The 14,306-nt window shown below is 74.6% G+C and carries 12 protein-coding genes; 8 read left to right on the top strand and 4 right to left on the bottom strand.

Features of this window, described 5'->3' with window-relative positions:
* Window positions 1–109 precede the first annotated feature (109 nt).
* Window positions 110–577 carry a MarR family winged helix-turn-helix transcriptional regulator gene (locus ACN9MM_RS10550; RefSeq protein WP_426363373.1) on the bottom strand — a complete coding sequence of 156 codons (468 nt, stop codon included), beginning with the start codon at window positions 575–577 and terminating at the stop codon, window positions 110–112.
* 134 nt (window positions 578–711) lie between these two features.
* On the opposite strand from ACN9MM_RS10550, the gene ACN9MM_RS10545 reads away from it, so the two are divergent.
* The 3 genes from ACN9MM_RS10545 to ACN9MM_RS10535 all read left to right on the top strand — a co-directional run bounded on the left by ACN9MM_RS10545 (window position 712) and on the right by ACN9MM_RS10535 (window position 4,182).
* Window positions 712–2,118 carry an MFS transporter gene (locus ACN9MM_RS10545; protein ID WP_426363372.1) on the top strand — a complete coding sequence of 469 codons (1,407 nt, stop codon included), beginning with the start codon at window positions 712–714 and terminating at the stop codon, window positions 2,116–2,118.
* A gap of 223 nt (window positions 2,119–2,341) precedes the next feature.
* The gene (locus tag ACN9MM_RS10540; RefSeq protein WP_426363371.1) at window positions 2,342–3,682 is read left to right on the top strand and encodes a PE-PGRS family protein; all 1,341 of its coding nucleotides are present in this window, start codon (window positions 2,342–2,344) and stop codon (window positions 3,680–3,682) included.
* A 74-nt stretch (window positions 3,683–3,756) separates the two neighbouring features.
* Window positions 3,757–4,182 (top strand): ribonuclease domain-containing protein, encoded by a 426-nt coding sequence (locus tag ACN9MM_RS10535; RefSeq protein ID WP_426363370.1) that lies wholly within the window; start codon window positions 3,757–3,759, stop codon window positions 4,180–4,182.
* Window positions 4,183–4,200: 18 nt separating this feature from the next.
* Here ACN9MM_RS10535 and ACN9MM_RS10530 read toward each other — a convergent pair whose 3' ends face one another.
* The gene (locus ACN9MM_RS10530; RefSeq protein ID WP_426363369.1) at window positions 4,201–5,670 is read right to left on the bottom strand and encodes an ankyrin repeat domain-containing protein; all 1,470 of its coding nucleotides are present in this window, start codon (window positions 5,668–5,670) and stop codon (window positions 4,201–4,203) included.
* A 57-nt stretch (window positions 5,671–5,727) separates the two neighbouring features.
* Window positions 5,728–6,612, bottom strand: coding sequence for a hypothetical protein (locus ACN9MM_RS10525; protein ID WP_426363368.1), 885 nt, complete (start codon window positions 6,610–6,612; stop codon window positions 5,728–5,730).
* Window positions 6,613–6,815: 203 nt separating this feature from the next.
* Between ACN9MM_RS10525 and ACN9MM_RS10520 the strand changes: the two genes are divergently transcribed.
* On the top strand, window positions 6,816–7,583 hold the full coding sequence (locus ACN9MM_RS10520; protein WP_426368711.1) for a S1 family peptidase: 768 nt from the start codon (window positions 6,816–6,818) through the stop codon (window positions 7,581–7,583).
* A gap of 90 nt (window positions 7,584–7,673) precedes the next feature.
* Here the strand turns inward: ACN9MM_RS10520 and ACN9MM_RS10515 are convergent, their stop codons facing one another.
* A complete protein-coding gene (locus tag ACN9MM_RS10515; RefSeq protein ID WP_426363367.1) occupies window positions 7,674–9,428 on the bottom strand; it encodes a glycoside hydrolase family 35 protein in 1,755 nt (584 codons plus the stop codon).
* Window positions 9,429–9,509: 81 nt separating this feature from the next.
* On the opposite strand from ACN9MM_RS10515, the gene ACN9MM_RS10510 reads away from it, so the two are divergent.
* The 4 genes from ACN9MM_RS10510 to pepN are packed head-to-tail and all read left to right on the top strand — an operon-like array spanning window position 9,510 to window position 14,247.
* Window positions 9,510–10,397 (top strand): AraC family transcriptional regulator, encoded by an 888-nt coding sequence (locus ACN9MM_RS10510; RefSeq protein WP_426363366.1) that lies wholly within the window; start codon window positions 9,510–9,512, stop codon window positions 10,395–10,397.
* Window positions 10,398–10,408: 11 nt separating this feature from the next.
* The gene (locus ACN9MM_RS10505) at window positions 10,409–10,723 is read left to right on the top strand and encodes a chorismate mutase (protein WP_426363365.1); all 315 of its coding nucleotides are present in this window, start codon (window positions 10,409–10,411) and stop codon (window positions 10,721–10,723) included.
* On the top strand, window positions 10,723–11,709 hold the full coding sequence (locus tag ACN9MM_RS10500; RefSeq protein ID WP_426363364.1) for an asparaginase: 987 nt from the start codon (window positions 10,723–10,725) through the stop codon (window positions 11,707–11,709). The genes ACN9MM_RS10505 and ACN9MM_RS10500 overlap by 1 nt, the downstream gene beginning before the upstream one ends.
* 51 nt (window positions 11,710–11,760) lie before the next feature.
* Window positions 11,761–14,247, top strand: coding sequence for an aminopeptidase N (gene pepN / locus ACN9MM_RS10495; protein WP_426363363.1), 2,487 nt, complete (start codon window positions 11,761–11,763; stop codon window positions 14,245–14,247).
* Window positions 14,248–14,306 lie beyond the last annotated feature (59 nt).

Below are 14,306 nucleotides of genomic sequence, written 5' to 3'. Positions count from 1 at the left end.
GTAGCAGCCGGACGGGCCGAAGGGGAGGGGTCTGCGGCCACTGGCCGCGCGGGCCGCTCCGTGAGGGCCGTTCCGCGCGGGCCCCTCTGCAGAGGGGGTTCCGCGCGCGTTACTCCGCGAGGCGCTTGGTGGCGGCGCGCTGGCGTGCGGTCGCGCCCGTCAGGAAGCGGGTGATCGTCGCCAGCTCCTCGGTGGTGAACTCCTCGTAGAGCTCGTGCACCTCGCGCGCCCAGTCGTCGAAGAGCGGGGCGAGCTCGGCCAGCTTCTCCGGGCGGGGCTCGACGAGCACCCGCCGCTTGTCCGTCGGGTGCTTGACCCTGCGTACGAAGCCCTTGCGCTCCAGGCGGTCGACGAGTCCCGTGACGGAGGCGGGGGCCAGGCCCGAGTGCTCCGACAGTTCCTTGGCGGTGAGGGGGCCGTGCCGTTCGAGCAGGTCGAGCGTCTTGGTCTCGGTGGCGCCCAGGTCCTGCTGCGCCGCGATCGCCGAGTGGAAGGCGACGGATGCGGCGCTGGAGTCCCGGCCGGCGGCGGTGAGGGCGGCGATGGCCGCGCCCCGTTCCTGATCCTGCTCGCTCATGGCGGCAGTCTAGCGAAAATCATTTCGTTCGTCCGAACGAAAGACTTGTGATCACGGGTCCGTGCGTGGCACTTTTATTTCGTTCGCTCGAACTAAATACATCTCGCGAGAGATCGCGAGAGAGGAGGGCCGAGATGTCCACGACCGTCACGACCGCCGTCACCGGCGACCCGTCCACCGCCCACCCCCGCCGCTGGGCCGCCGCCGTCGTCATGATGGTCGCGGCCCTCATGGACCTCGTGGACGTCACCATCGTCAACGTCGCCCTGCCCTCCCTCGGGCACGGGCTCGGCGCCTCCGAGAGCGCCCTCCAGTGGACGGTGTCCGCCTACCTCCTGGGCTTCGCCGCGACCCTCGTCGTCGCGGGGCGGCTCGGCGACCGGTACGGCCGCAAGGCGCTCTTCCTCGCCGGCACCGCCGGATTCGGCCTCGCCAGCCTCGCCTGCGGCCTCGCCCAGAGCCCCGGTCAGCTGATCGCGGCCCGCGCCGTGCAGGGAGTCACCGCCGCCGTGCTCATGCCGCAGGTGCTCGGCTCCTTCCAGAGCCTCTTCCGGGGCAAGGACAGGGGCAAGGTCTTCGGGATGTACGGGGCGGTGGCCGGCTTCGCCTCCGCGATCGGGCTGCTGCTCGGCGGGATCCTCACCGACGCGGACCTCTTCGGGCTCGGCTGGCGCAGCGTCTTCCTCGTCAACGTGCCGATCGCCGCCCTCACCCTCGCCGCCGCCGTCGTCCTCGTCCCCGACACGCGCGAGCGCGCCGCCACCCGGCCCCCGCTGCCCGGCAGCCTCGTCCTCGCCGCCGGACTCGTCGCCGTCGTCCTGCCGCTCGTCCAGGGCCGCGGCTGGGGCTGGCCCCTCTGGGGCTGGGGCCTCCTCGCGGCCGGCGTCCTGGCGGTGGCCGGGGTCGCCGTGCGCGGCTCGGTGCTGCCCCGGCGCGTCTTCACCACCCCGGCCTTCTCGTACGGCCTCACCGTCCAGCTGCTCTTCTCCCTCGGCATGCAGGGCTTCTTCCTGGTCCTCGCGATCTGGCTCCAGGGCGGCCAGGGCTACAGCCCGACGCAGGCGGGCGTCCTGATGGCGGCCTTCTCGGCCGGCGGCTTCCTCACGGCACCCGCCGCCGAACCCCTCGCGGTCCGGCTCGGCCGGTACGTCCCCACCACGGGCGCCCTCCTCATGGCGGGCGGCTACGGCTGGGTCTGGTACGCGATGGAGGCGGCGGTCCCCGTCCACACCGGGGCCTGGCCCCTGGTCCCCGGCCTCGCCGTCGCGGGCGCCGGACTCGGCCTCCTCGTCGTCCCGCTCGTCGGCATCGTCCTGTCGGCCGCCCCGGCCGAACTCGCGGGCGGGGCCTCCGGCGTCTTCTCCACCGCCCAGCAGTTCGGCGGCGCCCTCGGCGCGGCGGCCATCGGCACCGCGTACTTCGCGGACCTCTCCCTCGCCGCCGCCATGCCCTGGGTCCTCGCGGCCTACGCGGGCGCCGCCCTGCTGAGCCTGCGGCTCCCGGCGGCCACGACGCCGGTCCAGGTGACCGACGGGGGGTGAGCCCGCGCCGGGGGAGGAGGCAGGATGGGCCGGGACGGAGAGGGGGAGACATGGGTACGGGCGAGGGGGCGGGCATGTCCGGAGGGTTGGCCGGGTTCGTCCCGGGCTGGCAATGGATCGGGCTCAACCGCGCGGTCCCCGACGAGCTGCTGCTCCGGCTCCTCACCGTCGATCCGGGCTTCCCCACCGCGACGACCTGCCCGCCGCCGTCGTCGAGGCCGCCGTGGGCCACCCCGACCGGACCGTCCGCGAGATCGTGTCCGCCGCCCGGTCGATGCTCACGCCCGAGCAGTGGGACCGGCACCTGGCCGCCGAGCCGTCGGCGGCCAGGCGCGCCGTGTTCGTCAAGGACGCCGCCCGCTCCCGTACGGTGCTCGCCCCCGGCGTCCGGCTCCGGCTGACCGGCGACGCCTCCCCGCTCGTCCGTGCCGAGGCGGCCCGGCTCGCCGGGCTCCCCGGGGAGCAGCTCCGTGTCCTCGCCGCCGACCCCGACGCCGCCGTACGGGCCGCCGCCTGCGAACCCGCCTGGCCGCACCTCACCGCCGCCGCCCGCGCGGCCCTGCTGGCCGACCGCGACGAACGCGTCCGCACCGCCGCCCTGACACGGCATCACCGCGACGAGCCCCTCGGCGAGGACGGCCTCGCGGCGCTCGGCGGGCCCGCCTTCCACGGCCTGGAGCACTGCCGGGTCGACCCCGCGCTCGCCCACCGCCTCGCCGCCCACGAGGACGCGGACGTCCGGCGGCGGATCGCCCGCCACCCGGACCTGCCGCCCGCCGCCGTCGCGCTGCTCGCCGAGGACCCCGAGGAGCGGGTCCGGCGGGAGACCGCGCTGCGGCCCGGCCTCACCGACGCACAGCGCGCCGCCGTCCGCGTCGACTTCGACCCCGACGGGCTGCGTTACGCCCTGCCCTGGGTGACGGCCCTCCACGGCGACCCCGCGGCCATGCGCCGGCTCGCCGCCTCCCCCCATCCGTACATCCGCAGCAGCGTGGCCCGCGCCCGCCGGCTCCCGCCGGACGTCGTGGCGCTCCTCGCCCGCGACGAGGACCGGATCACCCGGCTCTTCCTCGCCGAGTCCTGCGACGACGCCCCCGCGGACCTGCTCCTGGAGGTGTGGCAGTGGTGGACCGGCAGCCTCAGCCACCCGGGCCGGCCCCGCACGCACCCGAACTTCCCGCGCACCGGACTGCTCCGCTTCGCCGCCGACCCGAACCCCCGGCTCCGGCGCCTCGCCCTCGACGACCCGGACTCCACGCCGTCGCTCGTCGAGGAGTTCGCCCGTGACGCGTCCGAGGAGGTGCGCCGCGACGCCGCCCAGGACCCGCGGCTGTCCCCCGAGGCGGCCGCCCGGCTCGCCGACGACCCCGACGACTCCGTCCGGGCCTTCGCCGCCCGGCACCCCGCCCTGCCGGCCGACGTCCTGAGCCGGCTGCTGCACGACCAGGAGACGGCGAGGCACGCCATCCTCAACCCCTCCCTGCCCGTGCCCGCGATGCGGCGGATCATCGACGTGCTCGCCGCACTCGTGGACGAACGGCGAGGGGTTGCGAACGCCCGGTGAGCGGCGGTGAACGTCCGGCGAATTGAAGGCGGTCGGGCTTCCGGGCCCGGGTCTACGCGCGTCAGCATCTCCCCATGCGTATCCCCCCTCGATTCACCCTCGCCGGCGGTGTCGCCACCGCCCTCCTCTCCTCCCTCCTCCTCGGCGCCCCGGCCACCGCCGCGCCGGCCCCCGCGCCCGCCGCGGTCGCGTCCCCGTTCGCGGCGGTCGCGTCCGTCGGGGACATCTGCTACTCCGACCTGCCCAGCCAGGCGCACGACACCCTGCGGCTGATCGACGCGGGCGGCCCCTTCCCGTACAGCCAGGACGGGGTCGTCTTCCAGAACCGGGAAGGCGTCCTGCCCGCCCACACGTCCGGCTACTACCACGAGTACACGGTCACGACCCCGGGCGTCCCCACCCGCGGCGCCCGCCGGATCGTGACCGGCAGCGCGGCGGACGAGGACTACTACACCTCCGACCACTACGCCACGTTCGACCTCGTCGACCACACCTGCTGACCGCCGCCGGGGCCGGCGTCAGCCCCGGCGCGGCGTCGTCCACTCCAGGCGGGTCCTGACCCGCGGGTCGTGGACGTGCTCCAGGGCCGCGAGCGCCGTCTCGCGCGCCGCGCCCTCCGCCTCCCCGTCCGCCAGGATCGACGCCAGCGCGTCCACGGCGCGCGGATCCTGACGGATCGCGAGGCCGCGCGCCGCCTCGGCCGCGGTCTCCGGATCGGTGTCGCCGAGCCGCTCCGCGAGCCCCTCCCGTACGAGCGGGGTGTCGTCGGGCAGCTCGGCGAGCGCCAGCGTCGCCCAGTCCCGCACCCGGGCGTCGCCGTCCCGGCTCAGCGCGAGCAGCACCCCGAGCGCCTCGACGTGCCCGTGCGGCACGATCCCGGCGAGCGCCGCCGCGACCGCCCGGCGCACCACCGCGTCGGGATGCCCCGCCACCGCGAGCAGTTCGGGCACGGCCGACGCGTCCGCGCACTCCCCGAGCGAGAGGACCGCGGAGAGCAGCGGCTCCCGCGCCGGGGGCACGGCCTCCTCCACCAGGCGCCGCAGCACCGGGACCGCGCCCGGGCCGAAGCCCGGCAGTGCCCCGAGCACCCGCGCGCCGAGCGCCCGTCGCAGCGGATCCCGGTAGGCGCACCAGCCGGCCGCCGCCACGAACGTCTCCTCGTCGGCCCGGCCCGCCAGTTCGGCCACCGCCGTCGTCCAGTCGTCGAGCTCGGGGTCGCCGCAGCGCAGCGCCCGCGCCGCGAGCTCCTCGTGCGCGGTGTGCAGGCCGAGCGCCGCCTCCAGGAGGGTGGCGATCGCCGCGTGACCGGTCCCCCGGTCGTCGCCGCGCCCCGGTGCGCCGTTCTCGCGCAGCAGCTCGACGCACACGGTGATCCCGCCGTCCTCCCGGACCCGCCGGACGACCGCCTCGTACGTCTGCCCGCCCTCGTTCCCGGCGACGAGCCCGCGCCGCAGCTCGGCGGCGATGTCCGCGCCGATCCACCGCCGCGCCTCCCGCAGCGCCGCCTCCCGGGACTGCGCCCCGTGGTCGAGGAGCGCCCGGACGCAGCCGGTCGAGCCGCGCCGGGCGGCGGCGACGAGCGGGAGGAGCCCGTCGGGTCCGGGCCGGTCCGGGTCGGCGCCCTGCTCCAGGAGCACCCGGGCCGTGTCGGCGTGGCCGAGGCGGAGGGCCCAGGCGAGGGCGGTGAAGCCGAACTCCTCCTCCTGGTCGGCCGCCGCGCCCGCCGCGAGCAGGGCCCGCACCACCTCGGTGTGCCCGCCGCAGGCGGCCCCGCACAGCGGCAGGTCGCCGCCGTCCTCGCCGCTGTGCCGGGCCGGGTCGGCCCCGGCGGCGAGCAGGACCCGTACGATGCCGGCCTCGTCGCCGACGGCCGCCCGGTACAGGGCGGTCTCCCCGTCCTCCCGGCCCTCGGGGTCCGCCCCGTCCCGCAGGAGCCGTACGGCCCCGTCCTCGTCCCCGGCCCGGATCGCGTCGAACAGCGTGCTCATGCCCCGACCCTGACGCGCCGTCGGCGCATGGCGCAAATCGATTCGCGCGCCCGAGGGTCAGGAGGCGCACTCCAGGACCGAGCCGCACACCCCGCAGCGGGCCCGCAGGGACCGTCCGGCCGGGATCCTCAGGCGCTGGAGGCAGACCGGGCAGAGGAAGGAGACGCCGGTCGCCGGGGCCCCGCCCTCGAAGGTGTACGGGGCGTCCTCGCCGGCCCTGCCCCGGCGTCTCTGCAGGCCGTAGCGGCGGCGCTCGGCCCAGCCCGCCGCGGCCAGCGGCGGTGCGGTCCGCTCGCGCGCGGCCTCCGCCCGGCCCCGTACCCACGCCTCGTACGCCACCGCGCTGGTGAACCACGGAGAGGGGTCCTCGCCGAAGACCTCGGCGCGCTTGGCGAGGACGTAGCCGAACTCCTCCGGGGTCAGGTATCCGAGCTTCTGGCTCTCGACGCCGTCCCGCCGGTAGGCGTCGAGCAGCAGCCAGCCGGCGCCCAGGTAGGCCGTGGTCACGTCGGTGAGGACCTCGTTCTCGGCGGTGGAGGGGAAACCGAGGCCGAGCCGGTGCAGCAGCACGTGGGTGATCTCGTGGGCGAGGGCCGCGCCGATGTCCCGGCGGCGGGTCCGGAAGCGGTCGTTGAGCTCCACGAAGTACTCGGGGCCCGCGGTGAGCTCGACGGCCGCCGCGTACTCCATCGGCCGGAAGCTCACCACGATGCGCGCCTCGGGCAGCCGCAGGTGCCGGACGAGGGCGCGGGCCACCCGCTGGGTGCCGAGGTGGAGGTCCTCGTCGTCGCCGAGGGCCACGTCGTCGGCGGTCACGCTGGACGGGTAGCGGTGTACTCCGTCGGGGGAGAGGCGGCGGTAGAGCGCGGTGAGCGAGGCCCGCACCGTGGGGCGGTGCGGGAAGCCGTGGATGACACGGTCGGCCTCATGACGGTTCGGCATGCCGGATCCCCCCTCGCTTCCACTGTACGGTCCCTCCACCGGATCTGGCCGAAAAGGCTTTCTTGTGGCGGCAGTTGAGCGCTGTCCATAATCCGGACATGCCTTGACGAGCGCATGTCATTGCGGTGGGTCCCCGCCCGCCCGGCACCGCCCGTCGAGACCGACCCCCCACGAGAGAAGGAAGACACGTGAAGCAGAACCGCATGGTCCGTGCCCTCCAGAAGCTGGCAGCCGCCGGCGCCGTCGTCCTGGCGGCCGTCAGCCTCCAGCCCACCACCGCCTCCGCCGCCCCGGCCCCCGTCGTCGGAGGCACCCGCGCCGCCCAGGGCGAGTTCCCCTGGATGGTCAGGCTCTCCATGGGCTGCGGCGGCTCCCTGATCAGCCCTCAGGTCGTCCTCACCGCAGCCCACTGTGTGAGCGGCTCCGGCAACAACACCAGCATCACCGCCACCGCCGGAGTCGTGGACCTCCAGTCCGGCAGCGCCATCAAGGTCAAGTCGACCAAGGTCCTCCAGGCCCCCGGCTACAACGGCCAGGGCAAGGACTGGGCCCTGATCAAGCTCGCCAGCCCGATCACCTCCCTGCCCAACCTGAAGATCGCCGACACCACCGCGTACAACAGCGGCACCTTCACCGTCGCCGGCTGGGGCGCCGCCCGCGAGGGCGGGGGCCAGCAGCGCTACCTGCTCAAGGCGAACGTCCCGTTCGTCTCGGACGCCTCCTGCCAGGCCTCCTACGGCAGCGACCTCGTCCCGGCCGAGGAGATCTGCGCCGGCTACAGCCAGGGCGGGGTCGACACCTGCCAGGGCGACTCCGGCGGCCCGATGTTCCGCAAGGACAACAACGGCGCCTGGATCCAGGTCGGCATCGTGAGCTGGGGCGAGGGCTGCGCCCGCGCCGGCTACCCCGGCGTCTACACGGAGGTCTCGACCTTCGCCGCCGCCATCACGTCCGCGGCCGCCACGCTGTAACGGCGGACCGCCGAACGGGTGCGCCGTCACACGGCGGCGCACCGCACGACGTGCCCCGGAGCGGCCTCGGCTCCGGGGCACCCCGCCGTCTCAGAGGACGTCCAGCTCCACCGAGGCCGGCGCCCCGCCCTCCAGCTCCAGGACCCACACCTCGTTCGCGCCCTCCCGCAGCACCGGGCCCGGCACGAACAGCGCCTCCTGCGGGCCCGCCGCCCAGTAACGGCCCAGACAGAAGCCGTTGACCCACACGAAGCCCCGGGTCCCGCCCGGCAGCCGCAGCCACGCGTCGCCCGCCCCGGTCACGTCGAGCGTCCCCCGGCAGAGCCCCGGGCCACCGGCAACCGGCCCGAACGGCACCCGGCCGACCGCCGCCGCCTCGAACGCGTCCAACCGCAGCCCCCGGGCCCGCACCCCGTGCAGATACTGCCGCTCGTGCCGTACGCCGCCGGTGATCCCCTTCGGCTCCGCGAGACGCGGCCCGTAGTTGACCCGGCCCAGCGACTCCACCCACAGGTCCACCCGCGCCGGACCCGCCACCGGCCCGGGAAGGACGGCGTCCTCCCCGTCCGAGGTGTCAAGGACCCCCGCCGGCAGCCCGTCCACGTACACCACCGCCCGGTCCCGCAGCCCCGTCACGCCCAGCGGGTACGGCTGCCGGGGACCCGGCACCGCCACCCGGTAGCGGACCAGACCCCGGTCCACACCCAGCTCCTCGAAGGTCGGCGGCACCGGCGCCACCGTCTCCTCACCGCCGAGCACCTCCAGGACCCCGTCGAGGGACGCGAAGCCGTCGAGCACGCCCGAGACCGGCGCCCCCAGCCGGGCCGGCGGCTCCGGCACCTCCGGCAGCGGCCCCTCCGCGTACGCCGCGAGCACCTCGCGGAACGCCCGGAACTTCTCCGTCGGCCGCCCCGCCTCGTCCACCGGCGCGTCGTAGTCGTACGAGGTCACCGTCGGCCGCAGCGGACCGTCGTGCAGCTCACCGTCCCGGTTCGCGCCCGCCCAGCCGCCGAAGTTCGACCCGCCGTGCGCCATGTACACATTGACCGAGGCCCCGCACTCCAGGATCTCGCGCAGCGCCGCGGCCGCGTCCCCCGCCTCCCGCACGGAGTGCTCCGTGCCCCAGTGGTCGAACCAGCCGCACCAGAACTCCATGCACATCAGCGGCCCCGACGGCTGGTGCCGCCGCAGCGTCGCGAAGCCCTCCCGCGCCCCCGAGCCGAAGTTCGCCGTCGCGAGCACCCCCGGCACCGAACCGCCCGTCAGCATGTGGTCCTCGGGCCCGTCCGAGGTGAACAGCGGCACGCTCACCCCGCAGCCCCGCAGCAGCTCCGCCAGCCACTCCAGATAGGCCAGGTCGCTCCCGTAACTCCCGTACTCGTTCTCCACCTGCACCAGGACCACCGGACCGCCCCGGTCCACCTGCCGCTCCACCACCTGGGGCAGCAGCCGCCGGAACCAGGCCTCCACCGGCGCCAGGAACTCCGGGTCGAGGCTCCGCACCCGCCGCCCCAGGGGGCCCGTCAGCCAGTGCGGAAGCCCGCCGTTCTCCCACTCGGCGCAGATGTACGGCCCCGGGCGCACGATCGCCCGCATCCCGGCCCGCTGCACCGCGTCCAGGAACCGGCCGAGCGCCTCCACGTCCGCGTACCGCCCCGGCTCCGGCTCGTGCAGGTTCCACGGGACGTACGTCTCGACACAGTCGAGGCCCATCGCGCGCAGCATCCCGAGCCGGTGCTCCCAGTGCCCCTCGTGCACCCGGAAGTAGTGCAGCGCCCCCGACAGCAGGCGCACCGGCCGCCCGTCGAGCAGAAAGTCGTCGTCACCCACAGCGAACGTGCTCATGGCCTCACCCTGACCCCCTGGCGGAGGGACGGTCCATGGACAAAGATCGTCGCAGTTTGGACGTTACGGAGAGGCTCGGCGATGTACCACACCTGGATGCGTTACTTCACGCCCAGCCCCGTCCACCACCGCCTCGGCCTCGTCTGCCTCGGCGTCGGACTCCAGCACGGCACCCTGCCCACCGTCGGCCCGCGCACCCTCGACCACCACGTCGCCGTCGTCGTGTCCGCCGGCACCGGCTGGTACCGGGGCGCCGACGGACGACGCACCACCGTCACCGCCCCCGCCCTCCTCTGGCTCACCCCCGGCACCCCCCACCACTACTCCGCCGACCCCGGCACCGGCTGGGACGAGGCCTTCGTCGACTTCACCGGACCCGCCACCGCCACCTACACCGAACTCGGCTACATCGAGCCCGACCGGCCCGTCGTCCCGCTCTCCGACGCCGCCCCCGCCCGCGCCGCCATCGGCCGGATCGCCCGCGCCGCCCGCGCCGGCAACCCCCTCCTGGAGGTCGAGACCGGCGCCGCCGTCCACGAGCTGCTCGTCGCCCTGCGCAGGGCCCGCGCCGACACCAACGCCGACGGCGACCCCGTCCTCGCCGCCCTCGCCCGTGACGCCTTCCAGCCGCTCTCCGTCGCCGAGCACGCCGCCCGGTACGGCATGACCGCCGCCGAGCTGCGCAGCGCCGTCCGCCGCGCCGCCGGATGCAGCCCCAAGGACTACCTGCTCACCGTCCGCCTCGGCCGCGCCAAGGAACTCCTCGCCGCCACCGAACTGCCCGTCGCCGCCGTCGCCCGCCGCGTCGGCTACGACGACCCCGCCTACTTCTCCCGGCTCTTCACCCGCCGCGTCGGCACCGCGCCCATCCGATTCCGCGAGCAGCAGGGGCGCGCCGTGCACGGCGGCTGGAGCAACAGCGTTCCGGATCCCGAACACCCGCCCACGATCCTCCCGAGATCCGTCTAAGCTCGCAGATCATGAGCGACACCAGTGCCATCGACCCCACCGTCACCGCCGAGCTGACCCGGCTGCGCGAAAGCATCGACAACATCGACGCGGCGGTCGTGCACATGCTCGCCGAGCGCTTCAAGTGCACCCAGCAGGTCGGCTTCCTCAAGGCCGAGCACCAGCTCCCGCCCGCCGACCCGGCCCGCGAGGCCCGCCAGATCGCCCGGCTGCGAGAACTCGCCGAGAGCGCGAAACTGGACCCGGCCTTCGCGGAGAAGCTCCTCAACTTCATCATCGCCGAGGTCATCAGGCACCACGAGACGATTGCGGACGGAGCACGCTGATGGGCCGCGTCACGGTCTTCACCCTCGGAGGCACCATCTCCGCCCGAGGCGGTGACGCCGCCCGCATGACCGGTCAGGAGGTCCTCGCCGGGCTCGGAGCCCCCGAGGACGTCGTCCTGCGTGACTTCCGCCGCGTCCCCAGCTCCACCCTCTCGTTCGAGGACCTCGCGGCCCTCGCCGACGAGGTGCGGGGGGCCGTCGCCGACGGCTCCGGCGTGGTCGTCGTCCAGGGCACCGACACCCTGGAGGAGACCGCCTTCCTCCTCGACCTGCTCTGCACCACCGAACAGCCGATCGCCGTCACCGGCGCCATGCGCCGCCCCGACCTGCCCGGCGCCGACGGCCCCGCCAACCTCGCCGCCGCGCTCGCCGTCGCCGCCGACCCCGCCTGCCGGAACCTCGGCGTCCTCGTCGTCCTCGCCGACGAGATCCACGCCGCCCGCCTCGCCCGCAAGACCCACACCACCTCCCTCGCCACCTTCGCCTCGCCCGGCGCGGGCCCCCTCGGCACCGTCGTCGAGGGCGAACCCCGGATCCTGCTCCGCCCCGCGGTCCCCACCGCGCTCTGCCCGCTGAAGCTCGACCCGTCCGTACGCGTCGCCCTGGTGACCCTCTCCCTCGGCGACCGCGGGGAACTCCTCGAAGCCGTCGACCACCGCTTCCAGGGCCTCGTCGTCGCCGCCTTCGGCGCCGGACACGCCCCCGCGCCGCTCGTCGAACCCCTCGCCGAGATCGCCCGGCGCATCCCCGTCGTCCTCGCCTCCCGCACGGGCGGCGGCGCGACCCTCACCGACACCTACCGCAGCCCCGGCTCCGAGTACGACCTGCTGCACCACGGACTGATCCCGGCCGGCCCGCTCGACCCCGCCAAGGCCCGGATCCTGCTCCACACCCTCATCTCCAGCGGCGCCGCCGGACCCACCGGCTACGACCGCCCCCGCATCGCCGCCGCCTTCACCCACCTGAACGGATCCGGCCTGGCCTGAGCCGCGCATACCCCCTGCACCGGGACCGGGCGATCGGGCAGCATAGGGCCCATGTCCGTACTGACGCGCGACGAAGCGCAGACCCGTGCCCAGCTCCTCGACGTCCACCACTACCGCGTGGACCTCGACCTCACCGCCGGCGACGAGACCTTCGGGTCACGCAGCCTCATCCGCTTCACGGCCCGCGCCGCGGGGGACACCTTCGTCGAGCTCAAGCCCGAGACCCTCCGCTCCGCCCTGCTCGACGGCGAGCCCCTCGACGTCACCACCCTCGAAGGCAACCGGCTCCCGCTCAGCCTCACCGAGGGCGAGCACACCCTCCGGATCAGCACCACCATGCGGTACTCCCGCACCGGCGAGGGCATGCACCGCTTCACCGACCCCACCGACGGCGAGTCGTACGTCTACACCCAGCTGTTCATGGAGGACGTCCAGCGCGTCTTCGCCGCCTTCGACCAGCCCGACCTCAAGGCCGTCTTCGAGCTGAGCGTCAAGGCCCCCGAAGGCTGGACCGTGCTCTCCAACGGCATCACCGAACAGCAGCCCGACGGCCGCTGGCAGGCCGCCCCCACCCCGCTGCTCTCCACCTACTTCGTCTGCGTCGCCGCCGGCCCCTGGCACACCATCCGCACCGAGCACGCCGGCCTGCCCTTCGGCATCCACTGCCGCCGCTCCCTCGCCGCCCACCTCGACGCCGACGCCGACGAGATCCTCGCCGTCACCAAGGCCTGCTACGACCGCTACCACGAGAAGTTCGACGAGCCCTACCCCTTCGACTCGTACGACCAGGCCTTCGTCCCCGAGTTCAACGCCGGCGCCATGGAGAACCCCGGACTCGTCACCTTCCGCGACGAGTTCGTCTTCCGCTCCGCCGTCACCGTCACCGAGCGCCAGACCCGCGCCATGGTCATCGCCCACGAGATGGCCCACATGTGGTTCGGCGACCTCGTCACCCTGCGCTGGTGGGACGACATCTGGCTGAACGAGTCCTTCGCCGAGTACATGGGCTTCCAGACCGTCAACGAGGCCTGCTCCGACCTCTTCCCCGACACCTGGATCGACTTCGGCGTCACCCGCAAGTCCTGGGGGTACGAGGCGGACCAGCGCCCCTCCACCCACCCCGTCGCCCCCGACCCGGAAGCCGTCCCCGACACCGCCTCCGCGCTCCTCAACTTCGACGGCATCTCCTACGCCAAGGGCGCCTCCGCGCTGCGCCAGCTCGTCGCCTGGCTCGGCGAGAAGGACTTCCTCGCCGGCATCAACATCCACTTCAAGCGCCACAAGTTCGGCAACGCCACCCTCGCCGACTTCATCGACAACCTGGCCGCCGCCACCGACCGCGACGTCCACGCCTGGGCCGAACAGTGGCTGCGCACCACCGGCGTCGACACCCTCACCCCCCGCCTCGAAGGCGAGGGCACCCGGTGGCGCCTCCACGTCGACCGCGACGGCAGCCGCCCGCACCGGATCCGGGCCGGGATCTACGACCGGCAGCCCGACGGCGAACTCGCCCTGCGCGAGCGCCTCGAACTCGACGTCCCCCAGGAGGCGCCCACCGAGCTGACCGGCCCGCGGCCCGCCCTCGTCGTCCTCAACGACGGCGACCTCACCTACACCAAGCTCCGCTTCGACGCGGACTCCGAGGAGACCGCCCTGCGCGGCCTCTCCCGCATCCCCGACGCCCTCACCCGGGCCGTCGTCTGGAACGCCCTGCGCGACATGGTCCGCGACGGCGACCTCGCCCCGGCCGACTACCTCGAAGTCGCCCTCGCGCACCTCCCCGAGGAGACCGAACTCGCCCTCGTCCAGGGCGTCCTCGGCTTCGCCCGCACCCAGATCGCCGACCGGTACACGACCCCGGAGGAGCGCCCCGCCGCCCTCGCCACCATCGGCGAGATCGCCCGCGCCCTGCTGCGCCGCACCGAGGACGGCGAAGCCCCCGGCCTCCGTCTCACCGCCGTCCGCGCCTGCATCGACAGCTCCACCACCCCCGACAAGATCGCCTCCTGGCTGGACGAGGGCACCGTCCACGGCGGCCCGGAGCTCGACCCCGAGCTGCGCTGGCGGATCCTCGCCCGCCTCGCCGTCCTCGGCGCCACCGACGAGACCGTGATCACCGCCGAAGCGGAACGGGACCCGAGCGCCACCGGACAGGAGGGCGCGGCCCGCTGCCGGGCGTCCCTCCCGACCCCGGAGGCCAAGGCCGCCGCCTGGTCGTCCCTCTTCGACTCCGACGACCTCTCCAACTACCTCTTCACCGCCACCGCCCAGGGCTTCTGGCAGCCCGAACAGGCCGAGCTGGTACAGGAGTACGTGCCGCGCTTCTACGAGGCGGCCGTCGCACTCGGCGACCGCCGGGGGCCCGCCATGGCCGAGGCCGCCGGGCGCTACGCCTTCCCGGCGTACGCGATCGACGCGGAGTCGCTGGCGCTGGGCGAGACCCACCTCACCTCCGACACCATGATCCCCGCGCTCCACCGCAAGCTCGTCGACCAACTGGACGACCTGAAGCGATCCCTGAACATCCGCACCCCCTGACACCCCCGTCGCCGTCCCCCGTTCGGGTCACAAGCGGTGACTCGCCGGACACCGCCCCC

It is taken from the genome of Streptomyces sp. E-08 (assembly GCF_049913095.1).
Lineage (GTDB): Bacteria > Actinomycetota > Actinomycetes > Streptomycetales > Streptomycetaceae > Streptomyces.
This window is presented reverse-complemented; position numbering and strand designations above follow the sequence as displayed.

Excerpts from the sequence above, each read along its gene's own strand:
- ACN9MM_RS10550 (WP_426363373.1), bottom strand. The coding sequence starts at position 577 with ATGAGCGAGCAGGATCAGGAACGGGGCGCGGCCATCGCCGCCCTCACC.
- ACN9MM_RS10545 (WP_426363372.1), top strand. The coding sequence starts at position 712 with ATGTCCACGACCGTCACGACCGCCGTCACCGGCGACCCGTCCACCGCC.
- ACN9MM_RS10535 (WP_426363370.1), top strand. The coding sequence starts at position 3,757 with ATGCGTATCCCCCCTCGATTCACCCTCGCCGGCGGTGTCGCCACCGCC.
- ACN9MM_RS10530 (WP_426363369.1), bottom strand. The coding sequence starts at position 5,670 with ATGAGCACGCTGTTCGACGCGATCCGGGCCGGGGACGAGGACGGGGCC.
- ACN9MM_RS10525 (WP_426363368.1), bottom strand. The coding sequence starts at position 6,612 with ATGCCGAACCGTCATGAGGCCGACCGTGTCATCCACGGCTTCCCGCAC.
- ACN9MM_RS10520 (WP_426368711.1), top strand. The coding sequence starts at position 6,816 with ATGGTCCGTGCCCTCCAGAAGCTGGCAGCCGCCGGCGCCGTCGTCCTG.
- ACN9MM_RS10515 (WP_426363367.1), bottom strand. The coding sequence starts at position 9,428 with ATGAGCACGTTCGCTGTGGGTGACGACGACTTTCTGCTCGACGGGCGG.
- ACN9MM_RS10510 (WP_426363366.1), top strand. The coding sequence starts at position 9,510 with ATGTACCACACCTGGATGCGTTACTTCACGCCCAGCCCCGTCCACCAC.
- ACN9MM_RS10505 (WP_426363365.1), top strand. The coding sequence starts at position 10,409 with ATGAGCGACACCAGTGCCATCGACCCCACCGTCACCGCCGAGCTGACC.
- ACN9MM_RS10500 (WP_426363364.1), top strand. The coding sequence starts at position 10,723 with ATGGGCCGCGTCACGGTCTTCACCCTCGGAGGCACCATCTCCGCCCGA.
- pepN (WP_426363363.1), top strand. The coding sequence starts at position 11,761 with ATGTCCGTACTGACGCGCGACGAAGCGCAGACCCGTGCCCAGCTCCTC.